The following is a 16,714-nucleotide window of genomic DNA, read 5'->3' on the forward strand; positions in this document are numbered from 1 at the left end:
GATGCATTGGCATTGTGTCGGGACGCATTAACATTGCGACCGACGCATTGGCATTGTATCGGGACGCATTAACATTGCGACCGACACATTAGCATTGTATCGGGACGCATTAACAATGTAGCCGACGCATTGGCATTGCAAAATATTGCCAAATTTAATTTGCTACGAATTAATAAAATGTTGTACTAAGATAAATCAAGCTATGGGTGTATGAATGACTGGCTGATAACAACCTTGCTCGAATAATTGGGAGATTAATAAAAATGTCTGCACTTAAACTGCCTAACGGTCCTCAAACTCACCCTTGGGTACAGACGTATCAGTGGCTTACTAATCCCTTAGAATACATGGAAGATTGTGCTAAACGCTATGGTGATATCTTTACTCTCCGGATTGGCCCAGTTTTTACTCCTCAAGTATTCATTAGTAATCCTCAGGCGATTCAGCAGATTTTTATCACAGATCCAAAACAGTTGGATTCTGGTGAGTCGGCGGGTATTAAATCGCCTTTATTAGGACGGCAATCATTACTAGCTCTAGAAGGTAAGCCTCACCAGCGCCAACGAAAGTTGTTGACACCCCCTTTTCATGGAGAAAGAATGCTGGCTTATGGTCAGTTAACCCGTGACATCACAGAGCAAGTGATTAGTCAATGGACAGTTGGGGAATCCTTTTCAGTGTTGCCATCTATGCAAGCAATCTCCTTAGAGGTGATTTTGAAAGCTGTATTTGGTCTAGTAGATGGGCCACGTTATGAAAAACTCAAGGAAATGCTGCTGAAAATTCTGAATCCAAACCAACCTTTTGTTACAGGAATGATGCTTCTTTTCCCATCACTGCAACGAGATTTAGGTTCTTGGAGTCCTTGGGGAATATTCCTGCGTTTACGGCAGCAAGTTGATGAACTCATCTATGCTGAAATTCAGGAACGCAAAGAGCAACCTGACCCATCTCGGACTGATATCCTATCTTTGATGATGGCAGCTCGTGATGAACAGGGGCAGTCGATGACTGATGTAGAGTTACGCGATGAGTTAATTACCCTGTTGGCGGCAGGTCACGAGACTACGGCGAATTCGTTAGCATGGGCTTTCTACTGGATTCACCATTTGCCACAGGTGCGTGAAAAACTACTGCAAGAACTAGATAGCCTGGGTGAAAACCCTGATCCAAATGCTATTTTGCGATCGCCCTATTTGAGTGCTGTTTGTTCAGAAACTCTGCGCCTCTATCCAGTGGTAATGTTGGCATTAAATCGTTTGGTAAAATCCCCCCTAGAAATCATGGGTTATCAGTTAAATGCTGGTAATTTGGTGATTCCTTGCATTTATCTGACCCATCATCGAGAAGATTTATATCCCCAGCCGAAGCAATTTAAACCAGAGCGTTTTCTGGAACGGCAGTTTACCCCATCTGAGTATTTGCCCTTTGGTGGCGGGAATCGTCGCTGTATCGGGATGGCATTTGCCCTACTTGAGATGAAGGTAGTTTTGGCTACAGTGCTATCTCGCTGGCAAATGGAATTGGCCCAGAGTCAACCAGTGCAGCCAGCACGTAAGGGTTTCCTACTTAGCCCCGCAGGTGGTGTGCAGATGGTGGTGAAGGGAAAGCGTGAGCAAAATCAGGCAGTTCGGGAGACTAGCTCTAGTTTATTGTGAATCGTTTTTGAATGCGATGGGATAAGGTGGGAGCGATGTCTACGACGGGCTGTTCGATGACGCATAACCCTGGATTTTATTTAAACTGAGAAAAATTCCTCGTGCCACTGTTTAGCAACTTTATCCCAACCAAAGGAATCTTTTAGAGATAATGCTTCCTTTCTCAAGCTTTCTTGTTTCTCTGGATTTTTCAACAAGTCAATTACAGCTTCAATAAAAGCATTATTTGTCTGTTCATCTCCAGCAGGCCCCTTAATTCTGACACCAGATTTAACACTCTCATCTAAGCCGGCATAAGTTGTTACTACAGGAACACAACCAGCCGCTTGAGCTTTCCAAGCACTAATACAGAAAGTCTCAACGTCAGTATGGCAAGGATAAACCCAGATTCCAGATTTAAATAATTCTTCAATTAACTGCTTGTACCCAATTCTGCCATATTCATAAACGTTTTTTTGATCAAAAAGTTGCAAAATTTGCTTCTTTTTATCTGGTAATTGTGGAAATTTAGTAATGTAAGGTGAATTAATCAGCGCATCAATTCCTTGCCAGCCATAGAAAATATGCAATTCAACATCATGTACTTCTTGGATAATCTTGCCCCATTGAGTAAGTAAATTTTCAATGCCTCTTGTATAGTCACTAATGGAAATTAATCTTTTAGGATTTCTAGAAATTCCTGTTAAATGAAAATCTTCTAGATTAATACCATTAGTTGTTAGAAATATTTTTTCTTCAGGAATCCAGTTTGGTAGCATAGATTTATGGAAGTTTGACAGCATAAACAGCTTGTCAAAACTTGCTAAAAATTCTGATTGCTGAGAATCTTCTAGTGGAGGAAATAATTTAGGGTTATCCTGCATCCAAATAGCAGTTTTTTTTGACTTTACTTTCATCATCATCGGTTGCGTCCAAGCGCGATGAAAGATTAAGGCATTAAAGTTGTCTTGAGGATTAAATTTATCAACAGACTGATAAACTACACCATTATATTCCCCCTCCATGTCACCGCATCTATTAAATACTGTGACTTGATAACCTAATTTCACTAGTTCTTGACTTAAGTAAATGATAGCTTCTTCGCTGCCCCCAATACCATTTTTTATAGAAGGAGGTGCCCAATCTTCCACATGAAAGGGAAAATTGGAATAAAATACAATCGAGTTATTGTCCCAGTCCATATTATTTGATTTGTTCACTATTAGTACAGTTGATTACTTTGTTTAAGCCAATACAGGCTTCCCTGTAGATACAACCTGTTCCACAATATCAATGGCTCGACTTACACCCCCTGCTTTCTGAATCGCCTCTTGTAGTTTCAAAGCATTCTGTTTATAAGAATCTTCTGTCAACACCTTTTGGATAGCGGATCGTAGCTTTGGAACATTCACACGACTCAGGGGTACAGCTTCAGCAGCACCAGCCCAAGCTACACGCGCTGCTATTCCTGGTTGATCATTAGCAACGGGAATGGCAACCATTGGCACACCATTATTAAGTGATTCTAAAGTGGTATTCATACCCGCGTGGGTAATGGTGAGAGTCGCTTTTTGCAGCAATTCCAATTGGGGTGCATAACCAACAACCAGCGGATTTCCCGGCAAACTCCCCAGAGACTCTGGATCTGCGGAACCACCTAACGAAATCACTAATTGGGCATCCAAATCATTACAAGCTTCAGCAATAGATTTGAAAACTCCCAATAGGCGATTTTGGACAGTCCCCATTGAAGCGTAAATTAAGGGTTGCCCAGTTAACTTTTCTAACGGGAAATCAGGAATTTCCCGACCAATTGGACTATGATAAGGGCCCGTGAAATGGAACCACTGGGGCAAATATTGCCTGGGAAATTCCAATTGGGCAGGCTGTTGACTAATTTGAGCTAGTAGGGAATAGTCTTCATTGGCACTGAAGTGTGGGGGTAACTTCCACTCTCGGCGATAGTCAGCTATTACCTCTCTAATTGGTTTGGCGATGCGATCCAACAACCCATAACCCACTCTGTTACGCAGTTGTGCCCACCAAGCTAGGTTATAGTCCCAGTTTGTGATAACTGGGGGAACACTCTCTTCTCGATTAAGTACTACAGCACTGCAAACGGTAATAAAGGGAAGTCCTAAAAATTCTGCAACAGTTCCGCCCTCTGGCATCACCTGATCTACTAAAAGTGCATCCACACCTGCTTCTTTGATTGCTGGTGGTGCATCCCTGAGCATAATATCAGCCCCTTCCTTGAGTAGATTGATGGTATATTGCAATGCAGCAAGTCCACTCAACTTCCCCAACTTAGCCAAGGATTCTGCCGTCACCCCAGAAGGAAACTGAAATTCGCCAATCGCCCTAAATTCTAATCCTGCGGCTAGTGTCTTCGGTTGAGCATCGGAAAAGCCGAATAGGGTAACTTGATGACCCCGATTTTGCAGTTCTTTTCCTAAGGGAAGCATAGTGTTGAGATGACCAGTTGCTGCCGGACAAATCAGCCCAAAATGAGTCATAGTTCTTGCTTCTATTTATTTACAATGATGTATACCAGAAAACAGGTACATAGGAACAAAGAAAATAATTTTTGTTGAGTTGAACTTGCCTACTGAAGTTTCAAGAACTTATCTAAAGCTGATATCATACTGGGCGGCCAACGGCGGATATTTGTTACCCAGTTGATGTCCTTATAACGGCTATCCAGTCCATAAGCTGCTACCCAGTTACTTTCGGCTTCGCCTTGTTCTCCATTTACCCAGTAGGCAGCTGTGAGGGCGGCACGCACATCAGCAAACTTAGGATATTTACGGACAATATTCCGCATTTCACGGATTGCTTGGTCTTTTTGACCAGTTTCATAAAGAGCGAGGGCGTAGTTAGCACGGGCGAAGGCAAAATTTGGAGCTATCTCATTAGATTTTTTGTAGTCTGCGATCGCATCTTCCCACTTACCCAAACCTGTTTTGGCATTTCCGCGATTGTTATATGCCATCGCATCTTTAGGATCGAGTTCTAGAACATGATTATAATCTGCGATCGCCGAATCCCATTTTCCCATCCCTTCTAAAGCCGCCCCCCGATTCAAATATGGATCGGTGACATTCGGCGCTAGTTCTATGGCTTTGTTATAATCTGCGATCGCTTCTTGTAATTTATTCTGACTCACCCGCGAATTTCCTCGGTTACTCCACGCCCCTGCATTGGTAGGAAATTGCTCAATAATCTTTGTCCAGTAAGTTTCAGCTGTGGCAAAATCACCTTGATTCGTTGCTGTAAACGCTTGATTTGCCCACTCATCGCCTTGTTTTAACTGTTCTTGAGTGATGGGCGGTTGAGATTGTGCCATGACTGGAGTACCCCAGCCAAACACAAGTAACAGACTGAGAAAAATACTAATCAACTTAATCATCTAGGTCTACTTAATTTGTCATTTGTCATTTGTCCTCTCTTACAAAGTTCTGATCCGAGGAAACCTCCGTTCAGACTTTGCGCTTTGTCATTTGTAATTGAGCATGGGGCAGACTCATTTAGGACTTACGCAAAAATTGCCAAAAAGCTTAATTTATCGAACCGCCAAGACGCCAAGAGCGCCAAGAATTCGTAGAGTGTGCGTAAGTCCTATCATTAAAGGAGTTCAAAGGCTCATTAAAGGAGTTCAAAGGCTCATTAAAGGAGTTCAAAGACTCATTAAAGGAGTTCAAAGACTCATTAAAGGAGTTCAAAGACTCATTAAAGGAGTTCAAAGGCTCATTAAAGGAGTTCAAAGGCTCATTAAAGGAGTTCAAAGGCTCATTAAAGGAGTTCAAAAACTCATTTACGAGTAATCAATCCCCTATGCCCCATGCCCAATGCCCGTAATTACAATAATGACAACTGTTCATTAGGCGGCGTGAATCCCAAATGCTTATATGCTGCCTTTGTCGCCATCCTCCCCCGATGAGTCCGAGTTAAATATCCAATCTGCATGAGGTAAGGTTCATACACCTCTTCAATTGTTTGGGTATCTTCACCCGTCGCTGCTGCCATTGTTTCCAACCCCACTGGCCCACCGTTAAATTGTTCAATTATCACACTCAGCATCTGGCGGTCTGTCCAATCTAAACCGCAAGGATCTACTTGAAATAGTTGCAATGCTTCTGATGCAACGCTTTCATTAATCTCACCCGATAACTTTACCTCCGCATAATCACGCACCCGTTTAAGTAACCTGTTGGCAATCCGTGGCGTTCCACGTGAACGACGGGCAATTTCTGTGGCACCATCTTCTGTAACAGGGGTTTTGAGTAATTGAGCGGTTCGCAGTACAATTTTAGTCAGTTCGTCAACTTCGTAAAATCGGAGTTTTTGAATTAAACCGAAGCGATCGCGCAGTGGTGAAGTTAAAGCACCTACACGCGTTGTAGCTCCCACTAGGGTAAACTTTGACAGCGGCAAACTTCTGATCCGAGCGCTGGAACCCTTACCAATAGTAATATCTAAGCGATAATCTTCCATTGCCGGATAGAGAATTTCCTCTGTCATCCGCGAGAGGCGATGAATTTCATCCACAAATAAAATATCCCCTGGCTTCATGTTCACCAATAACCCGACAATATCCCGTGGACGTTCTAGGGCTGGCGCACTAGTAATTTTGTAATTTACCCCCATTTCCGATGCTAAAATCATTGCCATTGTGGTTTTGCCCAATCCCGGCGGCCCATACAGCAGCAAGTGATCCAGCACCTCACCACGAGACTTGGCTGCTTTGATGGCAATATCTAGCACATCCTTTAAGTCTTTTTGCCCAATATAATCGGCAAATCGATGCGGCCGAATACCTTCTTCTTGCTGTTCTTGTTCATCAATAGCAGCTTCAGGTTGCAAAATATTGTCTGCCGAAGGTGTCCTCGCCGACTCTCGACGCTGCTTTGGTTCTCCGTTAGGTTCTGGAGGCTGTTTTTTTGAGGAGATTATCGCCATAATTCAGCTATCTACTTTTAAGGGACTAGGGAGTGGGGAGTGGTGGGGGAGGCAGGGAGAGCAGGGGGAGCAGGGGGAGCAGGGGAGGCAGGAGGAGAAAGAATAACCAATCTCCAATGCCCTGTTTGGCCCATGCCCCATCCCCAATGCTTAATGCCCCATTTTGCAATACGTGCTTAAAACAAGGGGTGTGAAAATTTTCGTTTGGAAATACCCGCGCCAATTTAAAATTTAAATTCCGGTCAATTACCCAGAAGTACAAAAGTTATTATGTTATCTAAAAGAATCTTACCGTGCTTGGATGTGAAGGCGGGACGGGTTGTAAAAGGAGTTAACTTTGTCAATCTCCAAGATGCAGGCGATCCGGTAGAGCTAGCCAAGGTTTACAACGAAGCCGGTGCGGATGAGTTAGTATTTCTGGATATTACAGCTACTCATGAAGACCGAGCTACTATTTTAGATGTGGTCTACCGGACTGCTGAACAGGTCTTTATTCCATTGACTGTCGGTGGTGGCATTCAATCCTTAGAAAATGTTAAAGCTTTGTTACGAGCCGGCGCAGATAAGGTTAGTATTAATTCTGCGGCGGTGCGTGATCCAGACTTGATTAATCGGGCAAGCGATCGCTTTGGTAATCAGTGTATAGTTGTTGCTATTGATGCCAGACGCAGAAATAACGCGGAGAATCCAGGTTGGGATGTGTATGTGCGGGGTGGCAGGGAAAATACAGGCTTAGATGCCCTACTTTGGGCACAAGAAGTTGAAAAACGGGGGGCCGGAGAACTGCTAGTCACAAGTATGGATGCTGATGGAACCCAAACCGGGTATGATATTGAGATAACACGGGCAATTGCCGATGCTGTAGAAATTCCAGTCATTGCTTCTGGTGGTGCAGGTAATTGTGAACATATCTACACTGCCCTAACTGAAGGCAAAGCTGAAGCAGCATTACTGGCATCCCTGTTACATTACGGTCAATTAAGCGTCGCAGAAATCAAAAATTATTTGCGCGATCGCAACGTGCCAGTCCGCTTGTTTTGCTAAGTGCTTATTTTTTAATCAATCACATCTATCTTAGGTTAGACACAGTTCCTTAAAAGGGTGTTAATATTATTTTACAAGTATTAACAAATATTAAAAATATGTTGCTTCCTATTTTACTTTTTGATGTAGCACTGGTGGCGTGGTCGCTGCACTTAATGGAAAGAGCCTACGAGAGTAAAGAATTTTCTCTAATGTTGGCTGGTACATTGGTTGCTCTGGCTGCTGCTGCCATGTTAGTAGTTTATTTTTTAATGGGGCACTGTATGACCTATTTGTTGCGAGTGTCGTTGTGAGTGTTGAGTGGTTGAGGAGATATTTAAAATTTAGTTTCCACAAAAAGCTTGACAAAGTAGTAATAATTAAGCGATTATGTATAATGGATTTTAAGGGGTTATAGCGCAGTTGGTAGCGCACCTCAATGGCATTGAGGGGGTCAGCGGTTCGAATCCGCTTAGCTCCATTTTTAACACCCGAATCTTATCTGTTAATGGTTGATAGTGGAAGCATAAATTTGCCGCAACGGCAAATTTATGCTTCCAATTTAATTCGACAAAGTTATGCTTCCAGTTTTTCTGCTTCCTTTCCGACTCGGTTGAAACAGAAGATAGGTAGAGAAACACAATGGATTTTGCTCAGATTCTACCTCTTAATTCTAAAGACCAAGTTCTTGCCTTATTTGGCTTAGATCTGTACACACTTTTTTATACCGGAATAAACCTGGTCTAGACATCAGTTCTGAAACACGAGCCTCAGTCGGATATTCGTCCTGATTATGAAGCCTAACCGTAATTTCTCGTATTTCTTTGCAGCATTCCTCTATTGTTTGTAGATAGCAAGTTTTCCTATAATTTACGTATCTGGCAGAAATAGCAGCACACAAATGTCGAAAGTGCTTGTATAATCGTCCTTCTGTCGTAATTGAGACGCCTAGCCACCTCTTCCATTGATGGTGGTGGAGACTCGCTACTCATTAGTATTGCTTTTAGCCCACATTCCGCTAGTATTATATTCACTATGTAAGTGCAATGAAGTTGAATCTAAGTGAGAAGATTTTAAACTTATATTGAATTCTTTTATCACCTGACTGCTAATAGCTAAAAATATCTTCGTTAAACCTTTCATAAATAATTTATCCATGACTCTCCCCAATTTATCATCATTTAAATATTTGGCTTTTACTCCTTTTCCTATTAAATGCTCACAAGGTTTATCTGGAAAAAACTCTGAAAACATCCTCTAACGGACTGCTGACAAAACCCAATCCATTTAAGATCATTGCTTTGACTACATGTCCTGGACTGATTTTTTCTCCTGGCTCTTGCCCAATTAATTCATTAATAATTTCTACCAAGCCTACAGAGTCTATAATCCCTGCTACTATGCCCAAATGGTGTATATTTTGAATTTCAATTTCTCTTGAAGTCGAAGGTGGCAAGAAAGAGCAAAGCCGATCTCGACACTGCTATGCGTCAAATTGTCTCCCGTGCAGTTGCCTCCGATCAAGTAATTGATATCTTCAGTACCGCCGGACTCGAAAAACCCGAACTTTCTATCCTTTGCGACGAGTTCTTAGAAGAAGTGCGAGGTATTCCGCAAAAGAACCTGGCGCTGGAAGTGCTGCGAAAACTGCTCAATGATGAATTAAAACTGTAGTGGCACTAGTGTTCGCAACTGCGATCGCTAAATAGAGCTACTTATAAAAACTGGAAGCTTTAGTATTTCTCCTGCTGTATATTTATTCCAGTGCCTTTATTTTTATAGATTTATCTTTCAAACCTTCTTCAACCATTTTTTTGGTGTCTATTGACCAATTTTTACCACACTGATCTCCCATGAGAGACCAGCCAATCCAAGCTAAAGACGGTTTTTCAGGGTTGTACCAGCCTGGGTCGTCCATATCTGGTTTGAATCTCTCAAAAAAATCCCCCATTGTATTAATATCTTCAAGGGTCAGAGGTTTTTCTTCTGCGATCGCTTCAGCTAAGGTCAAATTTTTACCACCGCCGAACTTTTTGTGTAATGCAAGTCCTCGCTTTTCCGACATTGTGGCTGCTGGTGGCGGAATGAGTTCAATTTCTTTGACTTCGCTTTCGCTGCATAACAAAAATAAATGGAGGAGTGTAGTTTGAGCCTGAAGAAGTAATGTATTCATTTTTACTTATGTAAATTTTGGGAGGTTAAAGGAATTGTTAAATTTCTGACCTCTAAGAGGGTGTTTATAAAATAAATCTTAAGCAGTTGAGCAACGATGATTGTGGGCTAATCGACGTAACATTAGATGCGTCATCGCGGCGTATATCATGGTTTCGCTTGTTTGAGGATGATATTCGTAATCTTTACTTAGACGACGATAGCGACCAAGCCATGCAAGTGTACGCTCTACAACCCAACGTCGAGGCAATACTTTAAAACCTGAAGCGTCATCAGAGCGTTTGACGATCTCGATTACACAACCAATAAAATATCTGACCCAATCGACTAGTTTTCCTGCATATCCACCATCCGCCCAAATTAAATGTAACTTGGGGAAAGAATATCGAATTTTATTTAGTACAAGCTTTGCTCCGTCACGGTCTTGAATTGAAGCAGCATGTACAACAACGATTAAAAGTAAACCCATCGTATCAACAAGAATATGGCGTTTACGACCATTAATCTTTTTTCCGGCATCATAACCATCAATCCCTCCTTTTTCAGTTGTTTTAACCGTTTGAGAGTCTATAATTCCAGCAGATGGTTCTACCTCTGGTCCTTCCATTTTACGCAGTTGCGATCGCAATACGGTATGAATTTTTTGCCATACCCCTTTACGCTCTCAACGTCGAAAATATGAGTATACAGTTTGCCATGCAGGTAAATCGTGAGGCATCATTCGCCACGAGCAACCTGCACGCAATATGTAAAAGATTGTATTTACTACTTCCCGCATATCTACTTCACGCTTTTTTCCACGCTTTCGCTTACGTTCTGCTGGAATCATTGATTTTATCAAATCCCATTCGACATCAGAAACGTGTGTGGAATAAGCTTTTCGACTCATTGCACCTAATTCAAATACTATGACTGTCTCTTCTAAAATACCTGTCTTAGGGAATGACTATGGTGCTCTTTATTTTTTATTTATAAACACCCTCTAAACAACCAAATGTTAGAAACCATTGTCTTGTATAAACTACTTGTTGGTGATGCCACCCTCTATAGTGAGTGTGACTTGCGGCAAGCTTATGCTTCCAATTTTGGCTTCCGGCAAAGTTATGCTTCCAATACCTAAAATATGAATGCGATCGCCTAACGGTAGAATAATAATCACAGCTTTCCTAACGGCAAAGTTATGGTTCCAGCGGCGGCAAAGTTATGGTTCTACTTACAGTTATGTGGTCGATGTGATCCTAATGCACCATCAAATTTTCTAGCGTTTCAACACCAACGGCACAAACCCGGAGTTGGTCTACTGAAACGATCTACCCACTTTCCCAACAGGGCTGATTCGTTTTGTATAACAAAATACTCAAGCTTTCGAGTCCATGTACTCTGGGGTTGGGAAGTGGTTTCAAAGGTTGGGTTGAGTCAATGTGGAGGTTAGGAAATTCTGAGAATAAAGCTTTAAGCCCAATCTTGGCCTCTAGTCGAGTTAAAGGTGCGCCCAAACAGAAATGAATTCTATTCCCAAAGGCAAAATGTTTATTCGGTTCTCGATCAATCATCAAGCGATCGGCATTCTCAAAGCGTCATCAAGATGCCGTTTTGCAGCCCCAGTGCGCCGCGACGAAGCGGTCTACCTCGGCCGCTAACTCGGCATCTTCGGGCGCTCCCTGGAAGCCGCCGTGCGGCATGCCCTCGAAGATATGCAATTCCACTGGCACGTTCGCCTTGCGTAGCGCGCGGTGCATCCGGACGGCGTTGGAGAGAAACAGGTCGCGCGTGCCGGCCTGAAGAAAAGTTGCTGGGAAGCCGCGCGTGAAATCGCCGAACAGGGGCGACAGGTACGGGTCGGCGAGGTTGCATCCGGCAGCGTAGAGCGCATTGCTGTCTGCGAGGCTGCCCTGCAGCACCACGTCTACAGTGCGGTTCACCTCGAAGCTGTCACCCGATTCAGTCAGGTCGAGTTCGGGTGTTATGAGTACAACCGCAGCAGGGAGCGGCAGCCCCTTGTCTCGCGCACGCAGCATCAGCGCTGCGGCGAGATTGCCGCCCGCCGACGCGCCGCCAATGATCACGTCGGCGGCAGCGTGGTGTTCGAGAACTGCTTGGTACACCGCTAAACAGTCGTCGAGCGCGGCAGGATAGGGGTGCTCGGGCGGCATCCGGTAGTCAACCGCATAGACGGTGACACCATGACGCTGCGCGGCGACCTGCGCTCCCGCGCGGCACGGCACGCCATTGCCAAAAACCAGCGCGCCGCCGTGGATGTCGATATAGGCGCGTTTGCTGGTATCAGCGGGCAGCGTGGCGGGGGTGCCGACATGGACGGTCACACCGGCGATCTCGACCGTCTCCACGCCTGCGGTGAGGTGGGCAAAGCGATCGGCCATCATCCCCATCATCATCTTCTCATTCTCCGCCCGCACAGTAGCCCAGCCCGCCTTGTCGTCCGGCGCTGGGTTTGACAGCAGAGGACGCAGGGTGCTGTCTGGCTTGACGAATTTGGCGAGGGCGGCACGCGCCTCGGCGCTGATTGAGCGCGGGAAGGGCACGACCCGCGCCTCGACCCTGACCCCTGTCGGTTTGTCCATGCTTGTGTCCGTCATTGTCATACTCCTGTGTTTCAATTAGATTCATCTAAACGCTAATAGCGAAAGTCAGTGGTTGGAGATTACCAGATAGCAGAAAGCATCTCGGTCAATCCGCTGCACTGACTTTCGCTGGTTCTCGCACCGATCGCCTCCCTATCTCTAATGAGGGACTCAGTTCGGTCCCATCTGCGGGATACGCCGGATACGCGATCAGCCGCTATGCTGCTGCGAAGCTATCGCCCCCGACCATCCTCTTAAAAAGGCTTATAGTATGGTATAGGCTACAAGTTCTACTTTTGTGCCTGCTATAGCAGATTCAAGGTCTTGGTTATCTGGGAAGGAATATCCTTGGGAGCCAGCATCACCTCAATCAGCACACATCTTCCTTCGGTCTGAGCCTGGACCGCCTCGGTGAGGGCCGTCTCTAACTCTGACTCAGTAGTAACCCTCAGACCCAATAGCTTCTGCATCTGTGCGAAGACCATCCCTAGTTGATGATAGTTCCAAGACTGAAGTTCGTTATAGTGCATCTCCCTGAAACCACCTTTTTGAAGCGCGTTCTCAACCTCATAGTGGTTATTATGGAGCAAAAAGATGATGGGGGCTATTCCTTGGCGTAAGATGGTCGAGAGTTCCTGTGCAGTCATCTGAAAAGCGCCATCTCCAACCACAAGCAGGTGGCGGCGGCTCTGGTCTGCCAGTTGTGCCCCAAGGACAGCTGGCACAGAATAGCCAATCGCCTCCCACGTCCTCTGAGTCACGACCCTGGTGCGTGCTGGCATCTGAATCATCGTAGCCACATTACACGTACCCAGATCGACGACGAGGACATCATCTGACTGAAGGAAATGACCGAAGCGCTGCCACAAGCGATCTTGCTTGATTGGGGTATCGTGTTGTGGCTCAAAGGGCACAGAGTTGGTGCGAGCCTGTTGGGAACTAAAAGCGAACTGGCGGTGGGGAACTTGCTCGCTTAACTGCATTAGCAGGTCACGCAGGGTCACATTCGGATAGTTAGACCCTGCAATCGCAGCGCTGTTGATCTGGAGATCCACGACGTGAGGCGATTGCAAATCGAAGGCGGCACATCCTTTATTCGTTTCGTCGTGCTGAATACCCAGGCGCAGCAGCAGATCGGCTGATTCGATCAGTTGATTGACAGCACTACCTTCGATCCCTGCCTGGTACGTCCCAAGATACTGCGGGTGGGTTTCGTCCAGGAAAGCCGACTTGCCTGTAAAGCATGCCGCGAAAGGAATGCCACTTTTGTTGGCGAAGGACTCAACCAGTTCTGTCAAATGATAAGAACCCACTGGAGAATCAATTAGCATGGCGGGGCACTGTGCGGCACTCAGCAATGGCAGCAAGCTCGAAAGCAAGGCCGCGAGTTGCGTTTGATCGCTCTTCAGTTCAGACAATGCTAGCTTTTCTGTGGGCGCTTCTGCGGGCAGATCTCCGACATCGTTGGGCAGCTGAATATAAACTGGCAGCTTCTCGGACCAACATGCCTCAAGGACGCGATCAATTTCTTGACAAGCATTCTCTGGTGTCAGGAGCGCCTGAGCCACCGTGATTTCTTTGTAGATCCTGGGAAAGACACTAAAATCCCCGTGCAGGCTGTGGTGTGTAGACTGTCCGTTCTTCAATGCCTGTGTAGCAGGATGACCAGCAATCGCCACCACCGGAATCCGTTCGGCGTATGCACCCCCGACACCGCAAGCCGCACTCAATTCTCCGACTCCAGCAGTCACCACAAACGCACCAATACCCTGAATGCGTGCGTAACCATCGGCAGCGTAAGCTGCGTTGAGTTCATTACAGGTACCAACCCACGAGATATCCTCAGTCATCTCAATGCAATCCAGCAACGGGAAAGCAAAATCTCCCGGCACGCCGAAGATGTGACCAAGGCCCAATTCCTTGAGACGATCCAACAAATACGAGTTTACTGTGTACTGTGTAGACATGTTGATGTTCCTTTTTTTCTTTCAAAGTTATGTGGTCGATGTCAAAAGAAGCAGGGGAGGAGGGAGCAAGGGGGAAGACACCAGACAGAGCTTGTAACTTTGCCAAGCGTCCAAGCGCTCTCTTATGGGCGGGGCTTCTCTTTGAGACGCTCCGCGAACGTACCCGTGCTCCGCATATCGCTTTGCGCTTCAGGAGATGGGCTTGCTCCCCCAGCTAAGAGCCCCCTTCCCCTCTGCCTTTTCGGTGACCCCCAATGCACCATCAAATTTTCTAGCGTTTCAACGCCAACGGCACAAATCGGGGGTTGGTCTACTGAAACGATCTCCCCACTTTCAGAGCAGGGCTGATTCGTTTTCTATAACAAAACACTCAAGCTTTCGAGTCCATGTACTCTGATGTTGGGAATTAGTTTGAGAGGCTCAGTAGAGTCAACGCGGAGGTTAGGAAATTCTGAGAGTAAAGCTTTAAGCCCAATCTTGGCCTCTAGTCGAGTTAAAGGTGCGCCCAAACAGAAATGAATCCCATTACCAAAGGCAAAATGTTTATTCGGTTCTCGATCAATGATGAAGCGATCGGCATTTTCAAAGTGAAGTCCATCTCGATTGGCAGAAGCTAGCCACGGGTGCACAAGTTGCCCTTGAGGAATTGTCTGGTCTCCAATTTGGGTTTCGACTTGCGTGAATCGATTCAAAAAAGTAATCGGGGAATAGTAACGCAGGACTTCTTCAATTGCACTCGGTAAGAGAGACAAATTATTCCGTAACCGTTGGTTTTCATCGGGATGCTCATGCAGACACCAAATCGTATTAGTAATTAAGTTAGTTGTAGTCTCATTCCCTGCTGTCAACAGTAGGATGCAAAAATCCACAACTTCCTGTCCGGTCAACTTTTCTCCCTCTTCATAAGCCGCAATTAAATCGCTGATCAGGTCTTGGCCTGGATGGGATTGCCGCTTTTCCAGTAATTGGCGGAAATAGTCAGCCATGTTTTTTATCGCTGTTGGATCGCTAGCTAATACCCCGTCTGACCAGCGCTTCAAGTCTTCCCGCTCATCAAGGGGTACACCGAGAATTTCTCCAATCACGATGATCGGCAAAGGTGAGGAGAAAGCTTGGATTAAATCGACCTGTTTGTGTTGCTTCATTTGCTCCACCAACTCGTGAGTCAGTTCGGTAATCCGAGATTCCATAGTTTCGACTCGATGCGGAGTAAACACCTTTTGTACGATTGCGCGTAGTGACTGATGTTTCGGCGGATCGGTCTGGGGCAAACTCTGGGTAAAATCTTCTCGGCTGAGGGGTTGGGGCGATTTAGATGAAAAGGTTTTCCATTCGCTTAATACTCGTTGCACATCGTCATAGCGAAACACCATCCAAGCTTGTTGCTCTGCGTCATAGAAAGCAGGCGCTTCTTGACGCATTTTAGCCAGCCAGGGATAAGGATTGAGCAGGAATTGTGGATCGGTCGGTAGAAATTGTAAATCGCTAGTCATGATAAATCTCCTTGTGTCAAAAATTGCAGGTCAAACTGAGTCAGATGCTGGCACTATCTGACATATAGCAACGGACAGGAAGCTTAGGACAAAAATCAATTCACAATGTACGCTTGTTGAAAGCATCTACCGCCAACTTGTCCTAACGGCTTTGTCCACTGCTATATCATCTACGAGAGAGAAATCTGTCGTGGAATTACGGAGTCGCGCTGAATCCAGATGTATCAACACAGGTATGACAAAATCTCTAGACGCAGACATCAAATTAGGAAAGCGTCCAAATTAAGCCTTTTTAAGACCGTCTCAATTAAAAATTACTCTCGTGCTAGTTTCAGCAGAGTTTCAATTACCTGCTTGTGCAAAGATTCCTGCGGGACTCCTAAACCAAAGAGGTAGGTGAAAGATAGACCATTGAGTGCTAGACGAATCAAAGTCGCGATCGCCGGATCGAGTCCACTTGCTTCAATTAGCCGTTGCCAATCAGCAAATTTTTCTTGCCAGGGCTTAAGTAATTCTGGATTTTCAGCAACCGCTGCTAGTAAAGCGGATTGCATTGGACTAAAGTGAGTATTATGATTTTCAAATGACCGGATATAGGCTCTAAGCCAATGTCCTGGTGTATTCGGTGCATCATCTTGCTCTAATTCATGCTTTACTGATGCTGTCTTTTGATCGATTAGCTGTTGCAACATCCCAGCAATCAAGGCTTCTTTGTTGGGAAAGTGGTAAAGTAACCCACCTTTACTGACACCTGCTTCGCGGGCAACTGCCTCCAACGTCAATGCTTTTGAACCATGAGCTACCATCACTCGCGCCGCTGCTTCTAGCAATGCATTATAGGTGACAGACGTAGATTTTGTTTTTTTGCTAGTAATCATAGA

14 protein-coding genes, 1 tRNA gene and 2 pseudogenes are annotated in these 16,714 nt (G+C 45.2%); 5 read left to right on the forward strand and 12 right to left on the reverse strand.

Annotated features, from left to right (window positions below; all coding sequences use genetic code 11):
• Positions 1 to 263 precede the first annotated feature (263 nt).
• Entirely contained in the window at positions 264 to 1,658 is a 1,395-nt protein-coding gene (locus V7K85_RS28905; RefSeq protein WP_334818955.1) for a cytochrome P450, read from the forward strand.
• Between the two features lie 80 nt (positions 1,659 to 1,738).
• On the opposite strand, the gene V7K85_RS28910 is transcribed toward V7K85_RS28905, so the two are convergent.
• From V7K85_RS28910 to ruvB, 4 genes are all read right to left on the reverse strand, one after another.
• The gene (locus V7K85_RS28910) at positions 1,739 to 2,560 is read right to left on the reverse strand and encodes a glycosyltransferase (protein ID WP_334818957.1); all 822 of its coding nucleotides are present in this window, start codon (positions 2,558 to 2,560) and stop codon (positions 1,739 to 1,741) included.
• Positions 2,561 to 2,881: 321 nt separating this feature from the next.
• Complete coding sequence (locus V7K85_RS28915) at positions 2,882 to 4,153, reverse strand: glycosyltransferase (protein ID WP_334818959.1); 1,272 nt, start codon at positions 4,151 to 4,153, stop codon at positions 2,882 to 2,884.
• Between the two features lie 89 nt (positions 4,154 to 4,242).
• A complete protein-coding gene (locus V7K85_RS28920) occupies positions 4,243 to 5,046 on the reverse strand; it encodes a tetratricopeptide repeat protein (protein WP_334818961.1) in 804 nt (267 codons plus the stop codon).
• A gap of 449 nt (positions 5,047 to 5,495) precedes the next feature.
• Positions 5,496 to 6,596, reverse strand: coding sequence for a Holliday junction branch migration DNA helicase RuvB (gene ruvB / locus V7K85_RS28925; protein WP_334818963.1), 1,101 nt, complete (start codon positions 6,594 to 6,596; stop codon positions 5,496 to 5,498).
• A 270-nt stretch (positions 6,597 to 6,866) separates the two neighbouring features.
• Here ruvB and hisF point away from each other — a divergent pair, with 270 nt between their 5' ends.
• The 3 genes from hisF to V7K85_RS28940 all read left to right on the forward strand — a co-directional run bounded on the left by hisF (position 6,867) and on the right by V7K85_RS28940 (position 8,100).
• Positions 6,867 to 7,640 (forward strand): imidazole glycerol phosphate synthase subunit HisF, encoded by a 774-nt coding sequence (gene hisF, locus V7K85_RS28930; protein ID WP_334818965.1) that lies wholly within the window; start codon positions 6,867 to 6,869, stop codon positions 7,638 to 7,640.
• A 98-nt stretch (positions 7,641 to 7,738) separates the two neighbouring features.
• Positions 7,739 to 7,933, forward strand: coding sequence for a hypothetical protein (locus V7K85_RS28935; protein WP_334818967.1), 195 nt, complete (start codon positions 7,739 to 7,741; stop codon positions 7,931 to 7,933).
• Positions 7,934 to 8,027: 94 nt separating this feature from the next.
• Positions 8,028 to 8,100: transfer RNA gene (locus V7K85_RS28940), tRNA-Ala, on the forward strand.
• A gap of 536 nt (positions 8,101 to 8,636) precedes the next feature.
• On the opposite strand, the pseudogene V7K85_RS36700 reads toward V7K85_RS28940, so the two are convergent.
• Positions 8,637 to 9,075 (reverse strand): annotated as a pseudogene (locus V7K85_RS36700) (IS1634 family transposase); the annotation flags it as partial.
• Between V7K85_RS36700 and V7K85_RS28955 the strand changes: the two are divergent.
• Entirely contained in the window at positions 9,069 to 9,293 is a 225-nt protein-coding gene (locus tag V7K85_RS28955; protein WP_334818973.1) for a type I restriction enzyme endonuclease domain-containing protein, read from the forward strand. The pseudogene V7K85_RS36700 and the gene V7K85_RS28955 overlap by 7 nt on opposite strands.
• 82 nt (positions 9,294 to 9,375) lie before the next feature.
• Here the strand turns inward: V7K85_RS28955 and V7K85_RS28960 are convergent, their stop codons facing one another.
• From V7K85_RS28960 to V7K85_RS28990, 7 genes and pseudogenes are all read right to left on the reverse strand, one after another.
• Positions 9,376 to 9,792, reverse strand: coding sequence for a hypothetical protein (locus V7K85_RS28960; RefSeq protein ID WP_334818975.1), 417 nt, complete (start codon positions 9,790 to 9,792; stop codon positions 9,376 to 9,378).
• A gap of 78 nt (positions 9,793 to 9,870) precedes the next feature.
• A pseudogene (locus V7K85_RS28965) lies at positions 9,871 to 10,680 on the reverse strand (IS5 family transposase).
• Positions 10,681 to 10,812: 132 nt separating this feature from the next.
• Entirely contained in the window at positions 10,813 to 10,950 is a 138-nt protein-coding gene (locus V7K85_RS28970; RefSeq protein WP_334818977.1) for a hypothetical protein, read from the reverse strand.
• A gap of 421 nt (positions 10,951 to 11,371) precedes the next feature.
• The gene (locus V7K85_RS28975) at positions 11,372 to 12,388 is read right to left on the reverse strand and encodes an alpha/beta hydrolase (RefSeq protein ID WP_334818979.1); all 1,017 of its coding nucleotides are present in this window, start codon (positions 12,386 to 12,388) and stop codon (positions 11,372 to 11,374) included.
• A gap of 290 nt (positions 12,389 to 12,678) precedes the next feature.
• Positions 12,679 to 14,340: an alpha-keto acid decarboxylase family protein gene (locus V7K85_RS28980; protein ID WP_334818981.1), complete on the reverse strand. Its 1,662-nt coding sequence runs from the start codon at positions 14,338 to 14,340 to the stop codon at positions 12,679 to 12,681.
• Between the two features lie 356 nt (positions 14,341 to 14,696).
• Positions 14,697 to 15,833: a cytochrome P450 gene (locus V7K85_RS28985; RefSeq protein ID WP_334818983.1), complete on the reverse strand. Its 1,137-nt coding sequence runs from the start codon at positions 15,831 to 15,833 to the stop codon at positions 14,697 to 14,699.
• Positions 15,834 to 16,147: 314 nt separating this feature from the next.
• Positions 16,148 to 16,711, reverse strand: coding sequence for a TetR/AcrR family transcriptional regulator (locus V7K85_RS28990; RefSeq protein WP_334818985.1), 564 nt, complete (start codon positions 16,709 to 16,711; stop codon positions 16,148 to 16,150).
• Between the last annotated feature and the right edge of the window lie 3 nt (positions 16,712 to 16,714).

This window comes from Nostoc sp. (assembly GCF_036917615.1).
GTDB lineage: Bacteria > Cyanobacteriota > Cyanobacteriia > Cyanobacteriales > Nostocaceae > Nostoc.